Annotated in this window: 15 protein-coding genes and 1 pseudogene; 4 read left to right on the top strand and 12 right to left on the bottom strand. The window is 61.5% G+C overall.

The annotated features are described in order from the left end of the window. Window positions 1-128: 128 nt before the first annotated feature. Window positions 129-644 carry a LysM peptidoglycan-binding domain-containing protein gene (locus Q1X90_RS04860; protein WP_300767107.1) on the bottom strand — a complete coding sequence of 172 codons (516 nt, stop codon included), beginning with the start codon at window positions 642-644 and terminating at the stop codon, window positions 129-131. A 299-nt stretch (window positions 645-943) separates the two neighbouring features. Here Q1X90_RS04860 and lexA point away from each other — a divergent pair, with 299 nt between their 5' ends. Beyond that, window positions 944-1774: a transcriptional repressor LexA gene (gene lexA, locus Q1X90_RS04855; protein WP_300767113.1), complete on the top strand. Its 831-nt coding sequence runs from the start codon at window positions 944-946 to the stop codon at window positions 1772-1774. Between the two features lie 94 nt (window positions 1775-1868). Here the strand turns inward: lexA and Q1X90_RS04850 are convergent, their stop codons facing one another. The 3 genes from Q1X90_RS04850 to hflX all read right to left on the bottom strand — a co-directional run bounded on the left by Q1X90_RS04850 (window position 1869) and on the right by hflX (window position 5777). Beyond that, window positions 1869-2807, bottom strand: a complete 939-nt coding sequence (locus Q1X90_RS04850; RefSeq protein WP_300767105.1) for a cation diffusion facilitator family transporter — start codon at window positions 2805-2807, stop codon at window positions 1869-1871. Between the two features lie 310 nt (window positions 2808-3117). Then, complete coding sequence (locus Q1X90_RS04845; protein WP_300767103.1) at window positions 3118-4080, bottom strand: L-lactate dehydrogenase; 963 nt, start codon at window positions 4078-4080, stop codon at window positions 3118-3120. A 200-nt stretch (window positions 4081-4280) separates the two neighbouring features. Next, window positions 4281-5777, bottom strand: coding sequence for a GTPase HflX (hflX, locus tag Q1X90_RS04840; protein WP_300767111.1), 1497 nt, complete (start codon window positions 5775-5777; stop codon window positions 4281-4283). Between the two features lie 213 nt (window positions 5778-5990). On the opposite strand from hflX, the gene Q1X90_RS04835 reads away from it, so the two are divergent. Genes Q1X90_RS04835 through Q1X90_RS04825 form a run of 3 tightly spaced genes read left to right on the top strand, consistent with a single transcriptional unit; the run spans window position 5991 to window position 11667 of the window. Continuing rightward, the gene (locus tag Q1X90_RS04835; RefSeq protein WP_300767101.1) at window positions 5991-6617 is read left to right on the top strand and encodes a methyltransferase; all 627 of its coding nucleotides are present in this window, start codon (window positions 5991-5993) and stop codon (window positions 6615-6617) included. Next, window positions 6614-10690 carry an ATP-dependent RNA helicase HrpA gene (gene hrpA, locus Q1X90_RS04830; RefSeq protein WP_300767099.1) on the top strand — a complete coding sequence of 1359 codons (4077 nt, stop codon included), beginning with the start codon at window positions 6614-6616 and terminating at the stop codon, window positions 10688-10690. The genes Q1X90_RS04835 and hrpA overlap by 4 nt, the downstream gene beginning before the upstream one ends. Further along, window positions 10687-11667, top strand: a complete 981-nt coding sequence (locus Q1X90_RS04825) for a hemagglutinin (protein ID WP_300767097.1) — start codon at window positions 10687-10689, stop codon at window positions 11665-11667. The genes hrpA and Q1X90_RS04825 overlap by 4 nt, the downstream gene beginning before the upstream one ends. Here the strand turns inward: Q1X90_RS04825 and Q1X90_RS04820 are convergent. From Q1X90_RS04820 to Q1X90_RS04785, 8 genes and pseudogenes are all read right to left on the bottom strand, one after another. After that, window positions 11610-12874 (bottom strand): annotated as a pseudogene (locus Q1X90_RS04820) (MFS transporter). The gene Q1X90_RS04825 and the pseudogene Q1X90_RS04820 sit on opposite strands and share 58 nt — an antisense overlap. A gap of 17 nt (window positions 12875-12891) precedes the next feature. Then, complete coding sequence (locus Q1X90_RS04815; RefSeq protein ID WP_300767109.1) at window positions 12892-14229, bottom strand: glutamine synthetase family protein; 1338 nt, start codon at window positions 14227-14229, stop codon at window positions 12892-12894. Between the two features lie 711 nt (window positions 14230-14940). After that, complete coding sequence (priA, locus tag Q1X90_RS04810) at window positions 14941-15666, bottom strand: bifunctional 1-(5-phosphoribosyl)-5-((5-phosphoribosylamino)methylideneamino)imidazole-4-carboxamide isomerase/phosphoribosylanthranilate isomerase PriA (protein ID WP_300767095.1); 726 nt, start codon at window positions 15664-15666, stop codon at window positions 14941-14943. A 230-nt stretch (window positions 15667-15896) separates the two neighbouring features. Next, complete coding sequence (gene hisH, locus Q1X90_RS04805; protein WP_300767093.1) at window positions 15897-16544, bottom strand: imidazole glycerol phosphate synthase subunit HisH; 648 nt, start codon at window positions 16542-16544, stop codon at window positions 15897-15899. A 95-nt stretch (window positions 16545-16639) separates the two neighbouring features. Further along, window positions 16640-17458, bottom strand: a complete 819-nt coding sequence (locus Q1X90_RS04800) for a hypothetical protein (protein WP_300767091.1) — start codon at window positions 17456-17458, stop codon at window positions 16640-16642. Continuing rightward, a complete protein-coding gene (hisB, locus tag Q1X90_RS04795; RefSeq protein WP_300767089.1) occupies window positions 17458-18057 on the bottom strand; it encodes an imidazoleglycerol-phosphate dehydratase HisB in 600 nt (199 codons plus the stop codon). Before hisB ends, Q1X90_RS04800 begins: the two co-directional genes overlap by 1 nt. A 158-nt stretch (window positions 18058-18215) precedes the next feature. Further along, window positions 18216-19373 (bottom strand): histidinol-phosphate transaminase, encoded by a 1158-nt coding sequence (locus tag Q1X90_RS04790; protein ID WP_300767088.1) that lies wholly within the window; start codon window positions 19371-19373, stop codon window positions 18216-18218. Further along, on the bottom strand, window positions 19370-19798 hold a 429-nt coding region (locus tag Q1X90_RS04785; protein ID WP_300767086.1), incomplete at its 5' end, for a histidinol dehydrogenase. The genes Q1X90_RS04790 and Q1X90_RS04785, both read right to left, overlap by 4 nt.

Genomic DNA, 19798 nt, shown 5'->3' with positions numbered 1-19798 from the left:
TGCATACCCTACAGAATAGCCATATCCCGCGCACTCTCCCGGCGGATTGTCCATGGTGTCGCCGCGCCTGCGCTCACGTGAACGACGACTACGTTCGAGAGTCCACTGCCGATTCGGGTGGCCCACGCTCACCATGACTCGGCATCGACGGGAAGAACTATCTTCTCCCCCGGCGTCAGCGTTGGATCCTCATCGTGGTTCAAAGCCATAAGACGGTCAACCGTCACCGAGACATCACCGCCCTGTGGAGTCAGAGACTCCGCATAAGACCACCATGTGTCGCCCGGCTGAACCACCGAGCTCGACACCTCGACGCCACTGGACGCCGACTGCGCTCTTTGCGGAACCATAACCGAAACCACAGTCGTCAGAATCGCCACGCCCGTCATCACCAATACCACGGCCCGGCGATGGGATATCATCCGCCGACGACGGAACGACATCCCCTCTTCCACCGACTGCGCCCCATTGCTTTTCCGCGAGTCCCCGGTATGCGTTGACGCTGCCGGCTTCTTGAAAGCCGCGACGAGAACATCCGTGAACAGATCCCCCACCGTCACGCCATCCATCCCAAGACCGCGAACGGCATGCGCCCGACCGGACGACCTAACCCCGTGGGAAATCCCTCTCTGCGACGACTCCATGACCGAGCCTCCTTCGAACATGCGTTCTATCGAACAGATGTTCTTACTATCGCACAGACGTTCGACCAGCGCAAGGGTGTTTCGAACAGATGTTTGATTTCATCACATTTCGACGTTATGCTGAAGCAAGCCCCCGAAAGGAGTCCACGGTGAGCACCGTCCCCTTCACACCAGACGCGACCCATAACGCGGATGCGTCCACGGCCGACAACACGAAAAAGCTTGACGGCACGGAAAAAACCGACGGCACAGGAAAGACCGTTGGCACGGGAAAAACCGCAGTAAGGACGGCGGCGACGATGCCCGCAGCGGAGCCGGCCTCATCCGGCGAGACGCTGAGCTCGCGTCAGCGGCTTGTTCTCGAGGCCATATGCTCCCACGTCGCGGACAGGGGCTTCGCCCCCTCATTCAGGGAGATAGGGTCGATCGTCGGCCTTAAAAGCCCATCCTCGGTGAAACACCAGCTTGAGGTGCTTCAGAGGTACGGCTACATCCGCATGAACGCCAACAAGGGGCGCGCGATCGAGCTTGTACGCGATCTGGACGGAAACGACCTCCGCAACGAGATGGACATTCATGCCGCACAGGCCGCACGTGGATCCGACGATAGAAGCCACACGAGAAGTCACACGGGTGGAGCCGTCACCACAAGCACCGCGGGCACCAGAAGCACAAGGCCTTCAGACAACAGCTCGTTGACCTCGACCATAATCCCCTTCCCAGTGGCCGGCGACGAGGAAAGCGCGGCTTTGAGGGAGTCCCACGACATTCCGCTTGTGGGCAGGATAGCCGCTGGAGCCCCCATCACCGCGGAGCAGCACGTCGAGGATGTCATGCGGCTTCCGGAACGTCTCACCGGAACCGGATCGCTGTTCATGCTCGAGGTCCACGGCGACTCCATGATCGATGCGGCCATATGCGACGGAGACTACGTTGTCGTGCGAGAACAGTCCACGGCCGACAGCGGCGACATCGTTGCCGCGCTTCTTGACGACGAGGCCACCATCAAAACCCTTCGCCGAGACAAAGGACACGTGTGGCTCATGCCGCACAACCCCGCCTATTCACCCATCGATGGCACTGATGCGCGAATCATGGGAAAGGTGGTCACGGTTCTGCGAAGAATCTGACCCGGTCCGTCATAGTCGGGTCACCCCATGAACAAGCTCGCGCCACCCGCACGCTTGCCAGAAAGTAGGGGCCGGCACTGTCCCCGAAGAACCGTCAGGAATGGATCGCTTCGGGATGCCGCGCGCGATATCCGGCAGGCTCCAGTTGGAACGTCGTGTGCGCCACGGACACCGGAAAATGCCGTTTGAGACAATCCTGGAGCTGGCCGAGAATGACGGCGGCCTGCTCCATGCTCAATCCGTCATCAACCTCGACATGCGCCATCACCAGAGGCATCCCTGTCGCGACGGTGCTCGCATGCAGGTCGTGAACCGCGACGACATGCTCCACGTTCTCCATATGCTCGCGGACCTTCACCAGATCCAATCCGTCGGGCGTCTCCTCCAAGAGCACCCTCAGGGCCTTGCGCAGAAGCAACACCGCCCTCGGAATCATCATGAGGGCGATCACGCCGCCGGCGATGGCGTCGAATCCCGCCCATCCCGTCGTCATCATGACGACAGCCGACATAATAACCGCCACGGAGCCCAGAGCATCGTTAATGACCTCGAGAAAAGCCGCCTTCATATTCATGTTGTCAGCCCGCCGCGAGGACAGAATCAGCATCGACCCCACGTTAGCGGCCAGACCAAGTATGCCAAAGAACAGCAGAAGCTTGACATCGCGCACCTCGTCGGCCGCCCCGCCGAACAACCTCAGCCCGGCCTCCACCAGAGCGTACAGACCGACGAACAAAAGCGCTGTCGCTCCAGCGGCCGCGGTGATGACCTCAAGTCTGGCCCATCCCCACGTCCTCATGGAGTTCGGTTTTCTCCTCATGAGAATCGCGGTCATCAGCGCCGCCGTCAGAACCGACAGGTCGGTGAGCATGTGGCCGGCGTCCACAAGAAGGGCCAAGGATCCAGTGACCGCCGCCCCCACAAGCTCTGCCACGAAAACGGCCCCAGTCAGCATCAGGGTCCCCGTCAGTCGCTTGCGATGCTCCTCGTCGGCGTCGCTCGTCGATGCTCCCTGCGCATGCGTATGAGCCATAAACATCCTCCCTCAGGTGTTCAATGGTCATCAACTATACCTCGGTGACAAGGAAAAAGGGTCTCAGAAACATTGGAATAACGCCATTTTCCTTCTAGCGCAACGAACATCTTCATACCGTTTATGTTCGGTTGGAGTTCTCTCGACAACGATAATCGGAAGCGTTCCCATAAGGCGGGGAGGCCGCAGCCGCAAGAACCCGGAACGGGCCTGAAAACACCATGACCCCGACCTCCACGGGCATGGAAATCAGGGTCATGGTTGGAACGACCGCATCCGAGCGACTGTGTCCGGACCTCGCACGGACAAATCAGAAGCCGAACTGCGCTGCCGTCTCCTTCAGCGTCTCGGCGGAACGCTTCAACGCGGCTAGCTCACGATCGGACACAGGGGTGTTGATCCGCGAATTCACGCCATCCCTGTTGAGCAGCGTGGGAACGGACATGCACGCATCGGAGATGCCATGGAAGTCGTCGAGCAGCGAGCTGACCGGAAGAATGCGGTTGGTGTCGCGAAGAATCGCCTCGATGATGTCCACGCCGGACATCGCGATGGCGTAGTTCGTCGCACCCTTGCCGTTGATGATCCTATAGGCGGCGTTCTTGACCTCCTGATGAATCTCCTCGCGCTTGGCGGCATCCAGCGGCTCGCGGCCAGGCAGCGGAGTCCAGTCGCACATCGGCACTCCACCGATTGTCGCGGAGGCCCACAGCGGCACCTCGGAGTCGCCGTGCTCGCCTGCGATGTAGGCATGCACGTTCTTCACGTTCACACCAGTCTGCTGGGCGATCAGGAAACGCAGGCGCGCGGAGTCAAGGTTGGTTCCCGAGCCGAACATCTGATTCGTCGGAAGCCCCGACAACTTCATGGAGACGTGGGTGACGACGTCCACCGGGTTGGTGATCAGCATGTACACCGCGTTCGGCGCCACGTTGACCACACTGGGGATGATCGACTTCATGATGTTGATGGTCGCCCCGGCAAGGTCGAGCCGTGACTGACCAGGCTTCTGACGGGCTCCGGCCGTGATGACCACCATGTCGGCGTCCCTGCAGATCTCGACGTCGTCCGAGCCGTCAATCGAGACGGTGGGATAAAAACTCGAGCCGTGCTGCATGTCAAGAACCTCGGCCTCGACCCGCTCCTTGGCGATATCCTCAAGAACGATCTCGCGTGCCACACCCCGCTGCGCGGCGGCGAAGGCGAGCGTTGACCCCACGGCCCCCGCTCCAATGACGGCGAGTTTGGTGGGCTTGATCGGTGAATGCACCATATATCGGACCTCTCTTCGGCTGACTTCCGGCTCATACCGGGAAATTTCTTCGTCGGTTGTACTCTATCCACACACTGTGACGTATAAGTTTTGCCTATGTCGCGTTACTCTCGGCCCATTCAGCGCCATTCGCGGGGCGTTCTCGTCCGCTTTCGGACCTCTATCGAATGGCCAGACCATTGACCCGATCATTGGCCTGATCATTCAGCGCATTCCCGGACGATCCTCGACGCAAGAGCGGGATCGACATCGGCCTCGATCCACATTCCGTCGTCACGGTAATCGACGGAATCCACGCGGCCGAACCGTCGCGCCTGAGCCAGCGCATCACCCGCCGAATATGGAAGAAGCCCGCTCACATGCACGTCGGGAACGGGAAGCATCCCCTCCACCTCGCGGCGAAGATCCTCCACGCCCTCCCCGCTGTAAGCCGACACCAGACGCGCATCCGGCTGCAGGGACTCCAGACGCCGCCTCACCACGGAATCGACCATGTCCACCTTGTTGAACACAAGGATCCGCGGAATCTCCTCCACACCTTCGATGCCCTCAAGAACGGCGTTCACCGCGTCGATCTGTCCGAAGGGGTCCGGATGCGAGGCGTCTACGACGTGGAGGATGATATCCGCCTGCGCGACCTCCTCCATGGTGGATTTGAACGCCTCCACAAGCTGGGTCGGAAGGCGACGAACGAAACCCACCGTGTCGACATAGGCATAGGACCGCCCATCATGAGACTGAGCACGGCGCACGGCGGTGTCCAACGTCGCGAACAAGGCGTTCTCGACCAGTTCCCCCGATCCCGTCAGACGATTCGTCAGCGAGGACTTACCCGCGTTCGTGTATCCCACCACCGAGACCGTAGGAAGACCATAGCGACGACGCGATCCGCGTTTGACGTCACGCGCGGGAGCCATCTGTGCGATCTGCCGACGAAGGCGCGCGATGCGCGAACGAATGACGCGACGATCCATCTCGATTTTCGTCTCACCGGGACCACGAGATCCAATGCCCGCGTCCGCGCCCGCGGCTCGTCCTCCCGCCTGGCGCGACAGCGACCCGCCCCATCCCCGAAGGCGTGGAAGCATGTACTCAAGCTGGGCGAGCTCCACCTGGGCCTTCGCCTCACGGCTCGTGGCATGCTGGGCAAAGATGTCAAGAATCACCGCAGTGCGGTCCACGACCTTCACCTTGGTCGCGTCCTCCAACGCACGTCGCTGGCTGGGGGCCATGTCATCATCCACAATGATCGTGTCGGCTTCGACGGCGGCGACGATGCCCGCCAACTCTCTCGCCTTACCCGAACCCACATACGTGGCGGCATTCGGACGGTAACGCTGCTGCAGCAGCCCATCGCACACCACGGCGCCCGCGGTCTGCGCGAGGGCGGCCAACTCGCGAAGGGACTCCTCCGCCTGGCCAAGGCTTCCGGTGGCGCTGGACCACACTCCCACCAGAACGACCCGCTCAAGACGAAGCCGGCGATATTCGACCTCGGTGACATCCTGGAGCTCGCCCAACCCCTCCACATGCTTGAACTGGTTGCGCGCCTCCCTTTCGCGCCACTCCTCCTGCCCCTCCTCCGACCGGGCGCCCGTCGCGGACCGGTCAAGAAGGATCTGGGAATGGTCGGACAACACATCATGCGAGGCGTCATCGTCCCCACTGACATCGACATCGACATCGACATCGACGATTTCATCCTCAATCGTCACATCACTGCCATCCGCATGGGAAACCGGACGACGACTATCGCTCTTATGGCCCAAAGACACCTCTTACCTAGGAACTATGGTCGTTATTATCATCGGGTTGGACGACAATACAGATTGGACTGTCATGGCCGGGTCCGGACGGAGCTTCGCAGGAACACGCGGGGCATGAGACGAGGATGAGGAACGAGAACAAGCATGAACCCCCACAGCGATGCCACACAGCAGTACTTCACCGCCGACCCCTCCTCCAAGGATGAGCGCAGAACGCTGAACGTGAGCCTTCGCGGACGCGACACCCGGGTCGAAGTGTCGAACGGGGTGTTCTCGTCGCATCGGCTCGATCTGGGAACGTCCGTTCTGCTGCGCAACGCCCCGCAATTGCCATCTCAAGGAACCATGCTCGACCTGGGTTGCGGCTGGGGGCCTCTTGCGCTGGCGATGGCTCAAGAATCCCCGCAATCCCAGGTGTGGGCCGTGGACGTGAACGAGCGTGCCCTCGACCTGACACGGACGAACGCCACCGCCAACGGCATCACGACGATTCGGACGGCCCTTCCCGATGATGTTCCCACCGATCTGACATTCGATATCATCTGGTCGAATCCCCCCATCCGCGTCGGCAAGGACGAGCTCCACGAACTCCTGACCAGATGGCTTCCCCGCCTCACCGACACGGGAAAGGCGTATCTCGTCGTCCAACGCAATCTGGGATCGGACTCGCTTATGCGATGGCTTGCCGACGTCCTAGGGTCCGGATTCGACGTATCGAAGCATTCCAGCGCCAAAGGGTTCAGGATCATCGAGGTGTCACGAGCCGCATGATCTACGATTACCCATCCGAACTTCCCGTCAGCGCCGCGCACGACGACATCGTCGCGGCCATACGCTCCTCCCAGGTCGTGATCATCTCCGGTCAGACCGGGTCGGGCAAGACGACGCAGATACCCAAGATGCTTCTTGAGATGGGCCGCGGCGAGCACGGACATCAGATCGTTCACACCCAACCCCGACGCATCGCCGCGCGAACCGTCGCCGAACGGCTGTGCGACGAAATGCACGTGAGGCTCGGCAAAGAAATCGGCTATCAGGTGCGTTTCACTGACGAAAGCTCGCCCGGCACACGACTGCGCATCGTCACCGATGGCATCCTTCTCGCCCAGATACAACGCGATCCCATGCTGTCCCGGTATGACACGGTCATCATCGACGAGGCACATGAGCGCAGCCTCAACATCGACTTCCTTCTGGGATATCTCACCTCGCTTCTCCCCCGTCGTCCCGATCTCAAACTCATCATCACGTCGGCGACGATCGACTCGCAGAAATTCCGCGACCACTTCGCGCATGCTCTGCACGCCAGCGTCCCCGTGGTGGAGGTGTCGGGACGGACCTGGCCCGTCCAGATCGTCTACGAGCCACCGGACGGCCCGTCGGCGCTGACACGGCACATCCCGGGTTTCCCCGACGGACTCGGCGCTGAGGGCACGGATCCCTTGGACATGCCGACCTCAGTGGTCCGCGCATGCGCCGAGCTGGTTCTACGGTCGAGCCACGACTCCGGACCGCGCGACATACTCGTCTTCGCATCCGGCGAGCGCGACATCCACGACTTTGAATCGGCCCTGCGACGCCATTTTGGGCCCCGCGCCAGCGATATGCGGCGTCCCGACGCGCTGGAGATCATGCCTCTGTTCGCCAGGCTCTCCGCCAAGGACCAGCATCGCGTGTTCGAATCCCACAAACACCAGCGCATCATCATCGCCACCAATGTCGCCGAGACCTCGCTGACCGTCCCCGGAATCCGATACGTGGTGGACCCCGGAACAGCGCGCATCTCACGCTATTCCAAAACCGCGAAGGTCCAGCGTCTTCCTATCGAACCGATATCCCAGGCGAGTGCGAACCAGCGGTCAGGCCGATGCGGACGCGTGGCCGATGGCATCGCGATACGCCTGTACTCGTCCGAGGACTACGAGACGCGCCCGCGATTCACCGACCCTGAGATACTGCGCACCTCGCTGGGAGCGGTCGTCCTGCACATGCTGTCCGTGGGCGTGGCCCGGACGACGGAGGACGTGACCCATTTCGGATTCATCGACCCTCCGGATGTACGTTCCGTGTCCGACGGTTTCAATGAGCTTGCCGAACTTGGCGCCATATCACGCCGACGTGGGCAGGCCGCACTCACCGCGATAGGACGGCAGCTGGCCCGCCTTCCCGTCGATGTGCGGCTGGGACGCATGGTCATCGAGGCGGGTCGCCGCACGACCCCCAACACGCTGGCCTGCGTGCTTGTGGTCGTGGCGTTCCTCAGCCTTCAGGACCCACGGGAACGACCCGATGAGAAACGCGATGAGGCTGACCGCCTGCACAATCGCTACGCCGACCCGAGCAGTGATTTTCTGACCGCCCTCAACCTCTGGGACACGGTATTCCCCAGTGACGGCGAGCCGAGCAACTCCTCCCTTCGTCGCCTGTGCCGCGACGAGTACCTCAGCTTCCTCCGTCTGAGGCAATGGCGCGATCTGGTGTCGCAGCTTCGTGGAATGTGCCGTGAACTGCATTTTCGGGTCGGCGAGCCACAACCCATCAGCCGTCCCGGAGAGGACATTTTGTCCCTTCCCGCCGACCATCAGGCGGCGCACAGTCTCTGCCGATCGTGGGACGCCGAGGGAATACACCGTTCCATGCTTGCTGGCCTGCTGTCGACGATCGGCATGCAGACCATCCATGAGCCCAAGGCGTCGGATGTCGCCGGACTGCGCGGCGCAGCACGGGCACGGGCCCTCAAACGCGCTGCCAAAATGGCGAAGAACGACTACCAAGGAGCCCACGGAACCCATTTCGCCATCTTTCCCGCCTCAAGCGTCGCCAAGAACCCTCCGGCATGGGTCATGGGAGCCGAACTTGTGGAGACCTCCCGCCTATGGGCCCGATACACAGCGGCGATCGACCCGGAGTGGGCCGAAAACCTGGCGGGACCGTTACTGCGCACCACCTACGCCGAACCCCATTGGTCGGGATCACGCGGCTCGGCCGTCGCCCACCAGAAACTGCTGCTCTACGGCCTCCCCATCGTCTCGGACCGAACGGTTCAGTGGGGGCGGATCAATCCCGCCCAGGCCCGCGATATGCTTATCCGCCAAGGACTCGTCGAGGGCGACATCCACGAGCGTTTCGACCATGACGACTTCGTCAGAAACAACCTCGACCTCATCGAACAGGCCGACGACGACACCAACCGCACAAGGCAGCCCGCCGACACCGTGAACGACGAGGATCTCGCACAGTTCTACGAGTCCGTTCTCCCGATGGACGTCACCTCAGTCGCGGCACTCGCCCACTGGTGGCGGACCGAGCATGACGAGCATCCGACGCTGCTGGACTTCGATCCCTCCTCAGTCGACCGTCTCACCGACTCCCCAATGGTCAGCGCGGACGACTACCCGGATACCTGGCATGCGCTGGGTTCGGATGGAACGGTCCTCCATCTTCGCCTGAGCTACATCTATGATCCGCACGACCCCAGCGACGGCGTCACCGTGCACATCCCGCTTCCGACGCTGTCGAGGCTGTCCCCGGAACAATTCACCTGGAACGTTCCCGGCCTTCTGGACGAGCTGATCATCGGCATGATCCGCGCCCTGCCCAAGGCGCTCCGGGTTCAGTTCGTTCCCGCCCCGGACGCGGCGCGATCCATCCGCCTCTGGATAGACAACCACTATCCGGAGCTGCCAGGGTCTCTTCATGACGGACGCCCCACGCTCCCACCCGCCAACGACGACGGCTCCGCGGCCCGCTGGCCCGATTTCTTCCATGCGTTCACGCGGGCTGCGATCGAGGCGATTGGGGCGCAGATCCATCCCGAGGTGTTCACACCCGATCTTATGGAACGCTTATCGCCATATCTGAGCATGACGTTCAGCATCGAAAAGGGCTCTCCGCATTCTGGAAAAGCGAGGAGAGGACAAGGACAGGCCCGCCATCGTCCGCACGGCGCCCGACCCGCTCCGGAGGTTCTGGGAACGGGAAAATCCCTTATCGACCTCCAACGTCGCTTCGCCACCCAAGCTCAGAAATCGGCGCGGAATGCGGTGACCACCAAAGTCCAAGCCGCACAGGGACGCGGTGCCGTCGTGGAACGTGCGAATCTGCTCCACAAAGTGGGCGCCACGACGGAATCACGCTCATCCATGCTCTGGCGCGCGGCATACGAAACCCTGCGTCTCCCCGACGACCGCATATCCTCCCGTTGGCTGGGCGCGGAGGCTCTGATGCTCGCGTCCGCCCCCTACTCCTCCACACGACAACTGGTCGAGGACCTACAGATGGCCGCCGTCAAACGACTCATACCAGACACGTCAACCCTGACGGATGACGCCGCTCTGGCGGAAGCCGTGCAGGAGGTCGGGGAAATCTACGAGGACACCGTGTACGCGGTCGCCCATGACGTGATCGCCATCCTGACAAGATACGCCGAAGTGGACAAATCGGTCTCAGGTCCGGCGGACCTGCCCATGCTGTCCGTCCTTCAGGGAATCCGCGCCCATATCGCCACACTTGTGACCCCCGGCTTCATCGCGTCCACACCGCCATACGCACTGCCATCCATCGACAGATACCTCCACGCGGACCTCTTCCGACTTGAGAAGGCGCGCAGGAACCGCGACCGCGATGTCCGCTGGGCATGGCAGGCGGACGAGGCGCGCGGAATCGTCGACAAGGCCCTGGCCTCCGCCCGCAACGAGCCATCCGGCCCCCGGCACGACGCCGCGATGGAATCCGCCACCACCGCCCGTTGGATGCTGGAGGAGTTCTATGTGTCGCTCTGGGCGCAGGAACTAGGGGCGTCGAAACCCGTCAGCCTGCAACGCATCCGCAAGGTGCTGTCATGAATGGTCTCTGGCAACGAGGACACCGCTCCGGCGGCGCATCACCACATCATCGCAGCTCGAAGGGCCGCCGACAGTCATCACATCGGCTCTCCCATCTTCTCAGACATCCGATCCGCACCATCCGCTCCCAGTGGAGGCGCGGCGGCGTGTGGCGCAGGATCGGCATCGCCGGATCGGCCGTGTTATGCGTGATCATTGTGCTGGCGCTGGTCATGGGATCCGTGCGGCTCATCCAGTACGAGGCCGAGGTCCGCGCGGCTGAGGACCGTCAGAAAACATTGCTGGCCGAATACGGATTCGACCCCGGAAACATCATCTCCGACGCGAAGTTCTTCAACGGACAAGCCATGAGCGCCAAGGAGATCCAGGCGTTCCTCGACGAGAAGGGCGCATCCTGCACGGGAACGACCTGCCTGCGTTCGGCGACTTTCACCACGACCCGACAGAAGGCCGACGACCTATGCAAGGAATACACTGCGGACCGGTCCGGAAAGGCGACCGCGGCCACCATCATCGCGAAAACCGCCCAGGCATGCTCCATCAGCCCCGCGGTGCTCCTCACCATGCTCCAGAAAGAGCAGCATCTCGTCACCTCCGACAACCCCACATCATTCCAATTCGAAGCCGCCATGGGCCTGAGCTGTCCGGACACAGCGGACTGCAACCCCCAATACGCCGGATTCTTCAACCAGGTGTTCGGCTCCGCCCGACGCATGCGCTACTACCTTGCCCACGAGGACCAGTACGGATACCCCGTCGGACGCCCCACGTACATCCGATTCCATCCCGACTCCTCCTGCGGAGGAACCAACGTCGTCATCCGAAGCAAAGCCACCAGCCTGCTGTACATCTACACGCCATATCAGCCCAACACCGCCGCCCTCAAGGCCGGCGCAGGTGAGGGAGACTCGTGCTCGAGCTACGGCAACCGCAACTTCTGGCTCATCGACGCGGGATGGTTCTCCGACCCGACATAACCCTTCAGACACATGACGCTGACGGCCGCCAGCAGCGCGAACAGCGCACCCGCCGGACCCAGCCACCGCAGACCGACGAAGTCGTTGACGACACCGGCCACAGCGGAGCCGACTGCGATGCCGATGTTGAACGACATGGAGTTCAGCGAGGCCGCAAGATTCATCGACCCGGGATGTGATGGCGCTGCGGTGTCCATGTACAGCACCTGCGACGCAGAATTCTGCAGGTACATCATCGTTCCCAACACGATCAGAACCAGCGAGCCGAACACCGGGGACAATCCCGCGAACGCAAGAAGGCACAGAACGCCGCCTGAATCAGATACACCGAGCGAACACGATACAGGGGCTCGACGCCAACCCCATGCGCAGCCAAACGACCACTGGCAAGGTTGCTCCACAGGCATGCGATGCCGAACACCGCCAACCCGACACCCACGTAACGCTGACCGATCCCGATCTCATCGCGCATGATGGGCGTGAGGTAGGTGTAGAAGCAGTAGCTCGCCGCCGCGCCGAGCACCACCGCCATCACACCAATCTGGATGCGGCGGTCGAAAAACAGACGAAACTGCGCGAGGAAACCCACGCGCATGGGTTCGCCTCCATGTGGCAGAACCAGAACCATCACCACCAGCAGAAGAACCGTCAGAACGTCGATGAGATGGAAAGCCCACCGCCAATCCGCCAATCCCGCCAGCCATGTTCCCAGAGGAACTCCGGCGACCGACGCGATGGAGAAACCCGAAAAAAACCAGGCGATGAAGCGCGTCCTGTTGGCGGGCGACGCCACGTCAGGCGCATACGTCATCGCCACCGCGACCAACGTGCCGGACACCACCGCAATGACCACACGACCCAGCACAAGCAGAGCGTATGTTGTGGCGAAAGCGCACAGCAGATTCCCCACCAGAAAAACCATCATCAGCACAAGATGCGCACGGAAACGCGGAAACCGGGCGATGTAGGCCGAGCCGAACGGGGTGAGAGGCGCCTAGACAAGTGCGAACAGGGCGACCAGATTCCCGACGTCCACCTCGGACACGGACAGACTCGCAGCGATGTCCGGAAGAACGCCGACAATGACGAACTCGCTCATACCCAAAAGGAAGGTGGAAGCTATCAACGTGACGACTGGCACGGTGAAGAAAGGGGCAGATTCTGACGGCGAACGCACGGAATCCGCCCCGGTGACGGAATCGGACATCGAATGGACACGCCCCCCTAGAGACGGGGAAGGTATTTCTTCAACTCGAATGGCGTCACCTGCCGGCGATAATCCTCCCACTCCTGATGCTTGTTGCGCAGGAAGTACTCGAACGCGTGCTCTCCGAGGACGCCCGCGACGAAATCGGACCTCTCCATAACCGCAAGAGCCTCATCGAGGGACTGCGGAAGCGGCTGTATGCCCATCGCCTGACGCTCGGCGTCCGTCATCTCCCAGACGGCATCGCTTGTGGGCTCACCCAACGTCATCTTCTTGTCGATTCCATCCATCCCCGCGGCCAGCAGCACCGCGAACGCCAGATACGGGTTCGCCACCGCGTCCAGGGCCCTAAACTCCATACGCGCGGAGTTGCCCTTGCCTGGCTTGTACTGGGGGATGCGCAGGAGCGCGGAACGATTGTTGTGCCCCCAGCAGATATAGCTAGGGGCCTCGTTGCCACCCCATAGACGCTTGTAGGAATTCACGTACTGGTCCGTGACGGCGCAGATCTCTGCCGCATGATACAGGATTCCCGCCGCAAACTGACGGGCGACCAACGACATGTTGAACTCCTGGCCAGCCTCGTAGAAGGCGTTCGAATCACCCTCGAACAGGCTCAGATGCGTGTGCATGCCGGATCCGGGCTGGTCTGAAAGCGGCTTGGGCATGAAGCTGGCGTGGATGCCGCGCTCAAGTGAGATCTCCTTCACAACTGTCCGGAACGTCATGATGTTGTCAGCCGTGGTGAGCGCGTCGGCGTAACGCAGATCGATCTCGTTCTGCCCCGGGCCCGCCTCATGATGGGAGTATTCGACGGAAATCCCCATCTGCTCGAGCATGTTGACCGTGGCGCGGCGGAAGTCCATCCCCGGACTGCGCGGAACATGGTCGAAGTATCCACCCTCGTCGATCGGCACGGGGGGCGTCGACCAGTCGTCCTGGCGTTCGAAGAGATAGAACTCGATCTCCGGATGGACGTAGAAGGTGAATCCCTTCTCTTTGGCTGACTCCAAAGCGGTTTTGAGCACGTGTCGGGGATCGCCGAGCGACGGCTCGCCCTCGGGCGTGAGAATGTCGCAGAACATGCGGGCAGTGCCCTGAGGACCGCCACGCCACGGAAGAATCTGGAAGGTCGAAGGATCCGGCTTGACGATCATGTCGTCCTCGGAGACACGGGTCATGCCCTCGATCGCCGACCCATCGAATCCCAGTCCCTCTTCGAAGGCGGCTTCAAGCTCGGCCGGCGCGATGGCCACGGACTTCAATGTCCCCAGAACATCGGTGAACCACAAACGGATGAAGCGCACATCGCGTTCCTCGACAGTGCGCAGAGCGAACTCCTGCTGTTTATCCATACTGCCCATGGTTCCACGCCTATATGACAGGAGGTTAAGACACGCCGAATCGCATCCTGATATGGCATATTGGCCTGCTGCGATGCCGGATCCTACAGTGCGATGCGCGGTTAGGAGGCCGCCCGATAGTGGGGGGCACCCGATAGTGGAGGCATCCGATACGGGGGACATCCTTCCTCTCGTTCCTCGCGTCCCAGTGGCCGAAGAAGGGGCCCTCGCCGACACCCACACTCGTTGGGCGGGTTGTCCCCATAATGACAGTCAATACCGGTGCCCATTGGGCGGAATCCCCTCGATTCCGCTCAATCCCCCTCGATGTAGGTGCTCATTGGGCGGATTCTCCGTTCATTGGGCGGGTCCCCTGAGTAGACACAAGCTCCGACCTCCCCAAAATGGCGGAATACCAAGGCTCTGAAAAAGGTCTTTGCGACATACCCGCCCAACGAACGCGATATCCGCCCAACGAACGGTGGCACCCGCTCGAATCAGTGGTGTTGACGGCAAGACTGCGGCGATTCCGGTGAAAATTGGTGCTGAGATGATACGTCGTCTTCCCCGAAGCCACACAGACGCCGACTTCCGCACCCACACCATGGCCGCACCCACACTTCCATCAGCCGCCTTCACGGGCACTAGACAGAATCCGGTCCAGCAAGTGACCTCAAGCGCATCTCAGATGCTCGTGTCACTGGCGTTGTGCATATGCCCGGTCTAGCGAGTGACCTCAAGCGCCTCCTCAAGGGTGAATGCCCTGGCATAGAGGGATTTGCCCAGAATCGCGCAATCAACTCCCAAAGAAGACAGCCGTTCAATCGCGCGAAGATCGTCAAGACTCGAGATTCCACCCGATGCCGTGACCTTCGCGTCAGTGCGCTCGGCCACTTCGCGCAACAGTTCGATGTTTGGCCCGCTCATCATTCCGTCACGTGCCACATCAGTCACCACGTACCTCGAGCAGCCGGCCTTGTCCAAGGCAGCCATCGTCTCAAAAAGATCGCCACCCTCCTTGACCCACCCTCTGGCCGCAAGGGTATGGCCGCGAACATCAAGACCGACGGCCACACGATCGCCATACTTGCGGATGATTCCGGCGGTCCAGTCGGGATCCTCCAACGCGGCGGTGCCGATGTTGACTCTCGCCGCCCCAGCATCCAGCGCCGCCTTAAGACTGTCGTCGTCGCGAACGCCGCCACTCATCTCGATATTGACCTGATCTCCAAGCTCATTGACGATTCCACTCAGCTGTTCACGGTTGTCTCCAGTGCCGAACGCCGCGTCCAGATCGACAAGATGAATCCATGACGCCCCCGATTCGACCCATGTGCGCGCGGCCTCCAACGGACTGCCGTAATCGGTTTCGGATCCCGATTCCCCCTGCCGAAGGCGGACGGCCTTCCCATCGCGGACATCAACCGCCGGAAGAAGTGTGAGTGACATGATGAACCTTTCTCCATTCCCAATGCCTGATATGTCAACGTATATGTAAATCCCGGAGCGCCGACCTCGTACCTCGGCCCGAGCCCTCAGGGTGAGGTTTCGATCGAGGCCACTCGGCGCAAGATCCGTCAACACGAACGGATCCGAATTCCTCTTCCTCACGAAACTTGACAACGCCATTCAACGCCATTCCATTCGACATCGTTTCAAATAACGCCATCCAAATAACGCTATTCAAACGTGGCGATCCAGTTTCGCAAAAGCCTCTCCCCGGCACCGGCCGACTTCTCCGGGTGGAACTGCGTGGCGGACAGCGGCCCCCTCTCATAGGCGGCGACGAAACGGCTACGACCATAATCGCACCACGTCACCTGCGCATCATCATGGGAGCTTATTCCCATGCCACTGAAATCCACGGGATCGGCGGTCGAAGACGCATAGGAATGGACGAAGTAGAAACGCTCCCCCTCGACGCCCCTCATCAGAACCGAATTCTCCGGAGCGGCGACGGTGTCCCATCCCATATGCGGCACGACGTCCGCGTCGAGACGGTCGACACTTCCGCCGATCAGCCCCAATCCTTCCGACGGCTCGCCGTTCTCACGACCTTGCGTGAACATAATCTGCTCACCCACGCAAACGCCAAGAACGGGACGGCCCTTTCTCAGCCTTTCGATGATGACACGGTCACCGCCGACAGCGCGCAGCCCCTCCATGCACGCGGCGAATGCTCCGACCCCGGGAACGACCAGACCATCGGCCTCAATCGCCTGGCCGTGGTCGGACGTCAGCGCCACGTCAAGACCGCAGTTGGACAGAGCCCTCATCATGGAACGCACATTGCCGAAGCCGTAATCGAAAACAACCGCTGATCTCATACCGTCAACCCCTCCGATTCGCGCACGTCATGCCCATTGTGATCCGTTTCGATTCATCGTCGTCCCGTCTCCCGTTCCACATCGTTCGTTCCACATCATTCTGCCCTATGCGGATTTCCATCCCGATGCGAACGCGTGCTAGCCCGAATGATTCCCATCGCCGCGTCCTCGTCAAGGTCGGCCGTCGAAAACAAAGTCACCCCCTGCACCCGAAGATCCTCGATCGACGAGATGCCGAGCATGAGGTCCTCAACGAGGGAGGATGTGGACGCGAAAAGCAACGGCGGCGCGAAGCTTTTCCCCGCCTTCCCTTTGATGTACAAGGTGGCCACAAGTTTGTCGGCGCGGTTGACGGCAAGGATGACGGACATGCCCGACACGACCGAGGTGATGTCCTCAGCGGCGGCTTCCGGAGCATCACCGTCAAGATCACGCAGAATCGCCACCGCTCCCTGCGCTGCATCCATGCAGCTGGCGTCGATCTGCGACATTCTGCAGAAGGCGGACAGAAGCCGTGCCGAGGCGAGGCGAGTGATGAGCACCGCCACTTTCGCCTTGTTTCCCAGCAGTCCCTGCAGTTCGTCGTCGAATGACGCTGTAGGATCCGCTGACCCGCCGGGATCCGACGAACCGCCGGAATCCTCGCTGCCGAATGGGACATCCATTGTGCCGGCGGAATCCGAACCGCCATCGTTCGCCGTCATGGGAACGCCGGACTCAAGCTCCTGCTGGAATCGGTCAAGTTCGTCCTGGATCTGCTCCTCACTTAGATGAGCGGCGCCGGACGATCCGGAGTCGGACGAGCCCGCATCAGAGGACCCTGCGTGAAGCGAACCAGAATCAAACGAACCAGAATCAGAGGAATCCGAAGAGGAATCGGCCTCGGAATCCGAATTATCGTCGGTCAGTGCCATCACAAGGCCCCTTTGGTGCTGGGAATGCCGGTGACGCGCGGATCGGGCTCGACGGCCACACGCAGTGCGCGCGCGACGGCCTTGAACTCCGCTTCGGCGATATGATGCGGGTCACGGCCGGCAAGAAGCTGAAGATGAAGGCAGATGCCAGCGTGCAGTGCTATGGACTCCATAACGTGGCGCACCAGCGATCCCGTGAAGTGCCCTCCAATCATGGCGTATTCAAAACCTTCGGGCTCCCCTGTGCACACCACGTATGGCCGTCCGGAAATGTCGATCACCGCCCTGGCGAGTGCCTCGTCGAGAGGTACGGTGGCGTCGGCGAACCGCCGGATTCCTCTCTTGTCCCCAAGGGCCTCCCGTAGCGCCTCGCCGAAGACTATCGCGATGTCCTCGACCGTGTGATGCACGTCGATGTCCGTATCGCCGCTGGCTTTGATCGTCAGATCGATCAGCGAGTGCTTGCCCAGAGCGGTCATCATATGGTTGTAGAAGGGCACCGAGGTGTCGATGTTGGTGATGCCGGTGCCATCGAGGTCGAGACTGAGCTCGACGGACGACTCACTTGTTTTGCGCACTATGGTCGCGGTTCGTGACATGTCGCACTCCTTACGTCTTTGGCTGTTTACGTCTATGCCCGTCAATGTCCGTTATGGCTGTTTACGTCTGTGGCTGTCCGCGTACGTCGCGTCGATCCGGATCACCGCCGTTCCACCGTTCCGTCACCACGTCGCCGCACCACCCACGCCTCATCACCTCAGACGATAGCGAGCACCTCGTCCAAAGCCTGCCGGAAGCGCGCCATCTCCTCGTCGGTTCCCATGCACACGCGCAGCCACCCCTCGGGGCCTACCACGCGGATGAGGACGCCACGTTGGAGAAGCTCGTCGAACACGCGCTGGCGATCCTCGAAATCCCCACCGAAAAGCAGGAAGTTCGATTGCGATTCGGCGACACGCAATGGATGTCCATGATATTCACGGGTGGCAAGCCACTGGGCCGTCTCATGACGGGTGCGCCGAAGATGGTCGACCTGCGCGAGAAGCTCGTCCGTATGCTCGAGCGCGGCGAGCGCGGCCGCCTGTGTGACGGCGGAAAGATGGTAGGGCATGCGCACGATGCGCACCGAGTCGATGATTCCCCTCGACGCCGCGAGATACCCCACTCGGGCTCCGGCGAATGCGAAGGCCTTGCTCATGGTGCGGCTGACCGCAAGATTCTCCTGGCCGTCGAGCAGCGTGAGCGCACTCGGCGTCCCCGGATCTCGGAACTCGATATACGCCTCGTCGACCACGAGGACGGGATGCGTGCCTTCAACCGCCCCCTCGACGCCGGCCTTGCCGCATGCCTTGAGAAGGCTGGTCAGCTGGTCCATCGGCAATGGCGTTCCGGTGGGATTGTTGGGGCTGGTGATCACGACGAGGGATGGCCTCACCGTCGTGATCGCGTCGATGGTCGCATCAACATCGACGGTGAAATCGTCACGCCGGTGGACGACCTTCCATGTGGTGAAGGTGTCGCGGGCGTATTCGGGGTACATCGAATACGTCGGGTCACAACCGAGAGCCGTCCGTCCCGGCCCGCCGAAGGCCTGGAAAAGCTGGAGCATGACCTCGTTGGAGCCGTTCGCCCCCCACAGCTGCTCATAGGGAAGACGCACCCCGGATTCCTTCGCGAGGTAGTCGGAGAACGACTTACGAAGAGCGACATGCTCGCGGTCGGGGTACCGGTTGAGCGTGGTGGCGATCCGCCTCACTCGTTTCGCGATGGAGTCGGCCACGTCGTTGCTTGGCTGGTAGGGATTCTCATTGACGTTCAGGCATACCGGCACGTCAAGCTGTGGGGCTCCGTACGGGGTCTCCCCCACCAGATCGTTGCGGAGGGGGAGGCACCCGGGTATCGCGTCGTCGGTCATTTCAGCCCGGCCCTTCTTTCCTGTTCGTCAAGCGTGGCCTTGTCGTAGGGATCATCGACGAATCGGCTCAGAACCGACTCTCCGTGGGCGGGAAGATCCTCGGAAACGGCGAAGGTGTTGATCCGCGCGGCGATCTCGGCCAGACCGGTTCTGTCGTATTCGATGACCTCGACGGGCTTCATGAAGGTGTGGACGCCCAGTCCGGACGCGAAACGCGCGGTGCCCGAGGTGGGAAGGACATGATTGGACCCCGACATGTAGTCGCCCAGCGGGACCGGCGAGTATGGTCCGCGGAATCTGGCGCCTGCGTTGCGTATGCGCGCAATCACGGCGTCCTCGTCGGCGGTCTGGATCTCCAGATGCTCGGCAGCATACGCGTTGGCCGCGTCGATGGACTGGTCGATTCCATCAGTGAGGATGATGCC

The organism is uncultured Bifidobacterium sp. (assembly GCF_949292005.1).
In the GTDB taxonomy this organism is placed as follows: Bacteria; Actinomycetota; Actinomycetes; order Actinomycetales; family Bifidobacteriaceae; genus Bifidobacterium.
The sequence above is the reverse complement of the archived record's forward strand: the minus strand, read 5'-3'. Positions and strand labels throughout refer to the sequence as shown.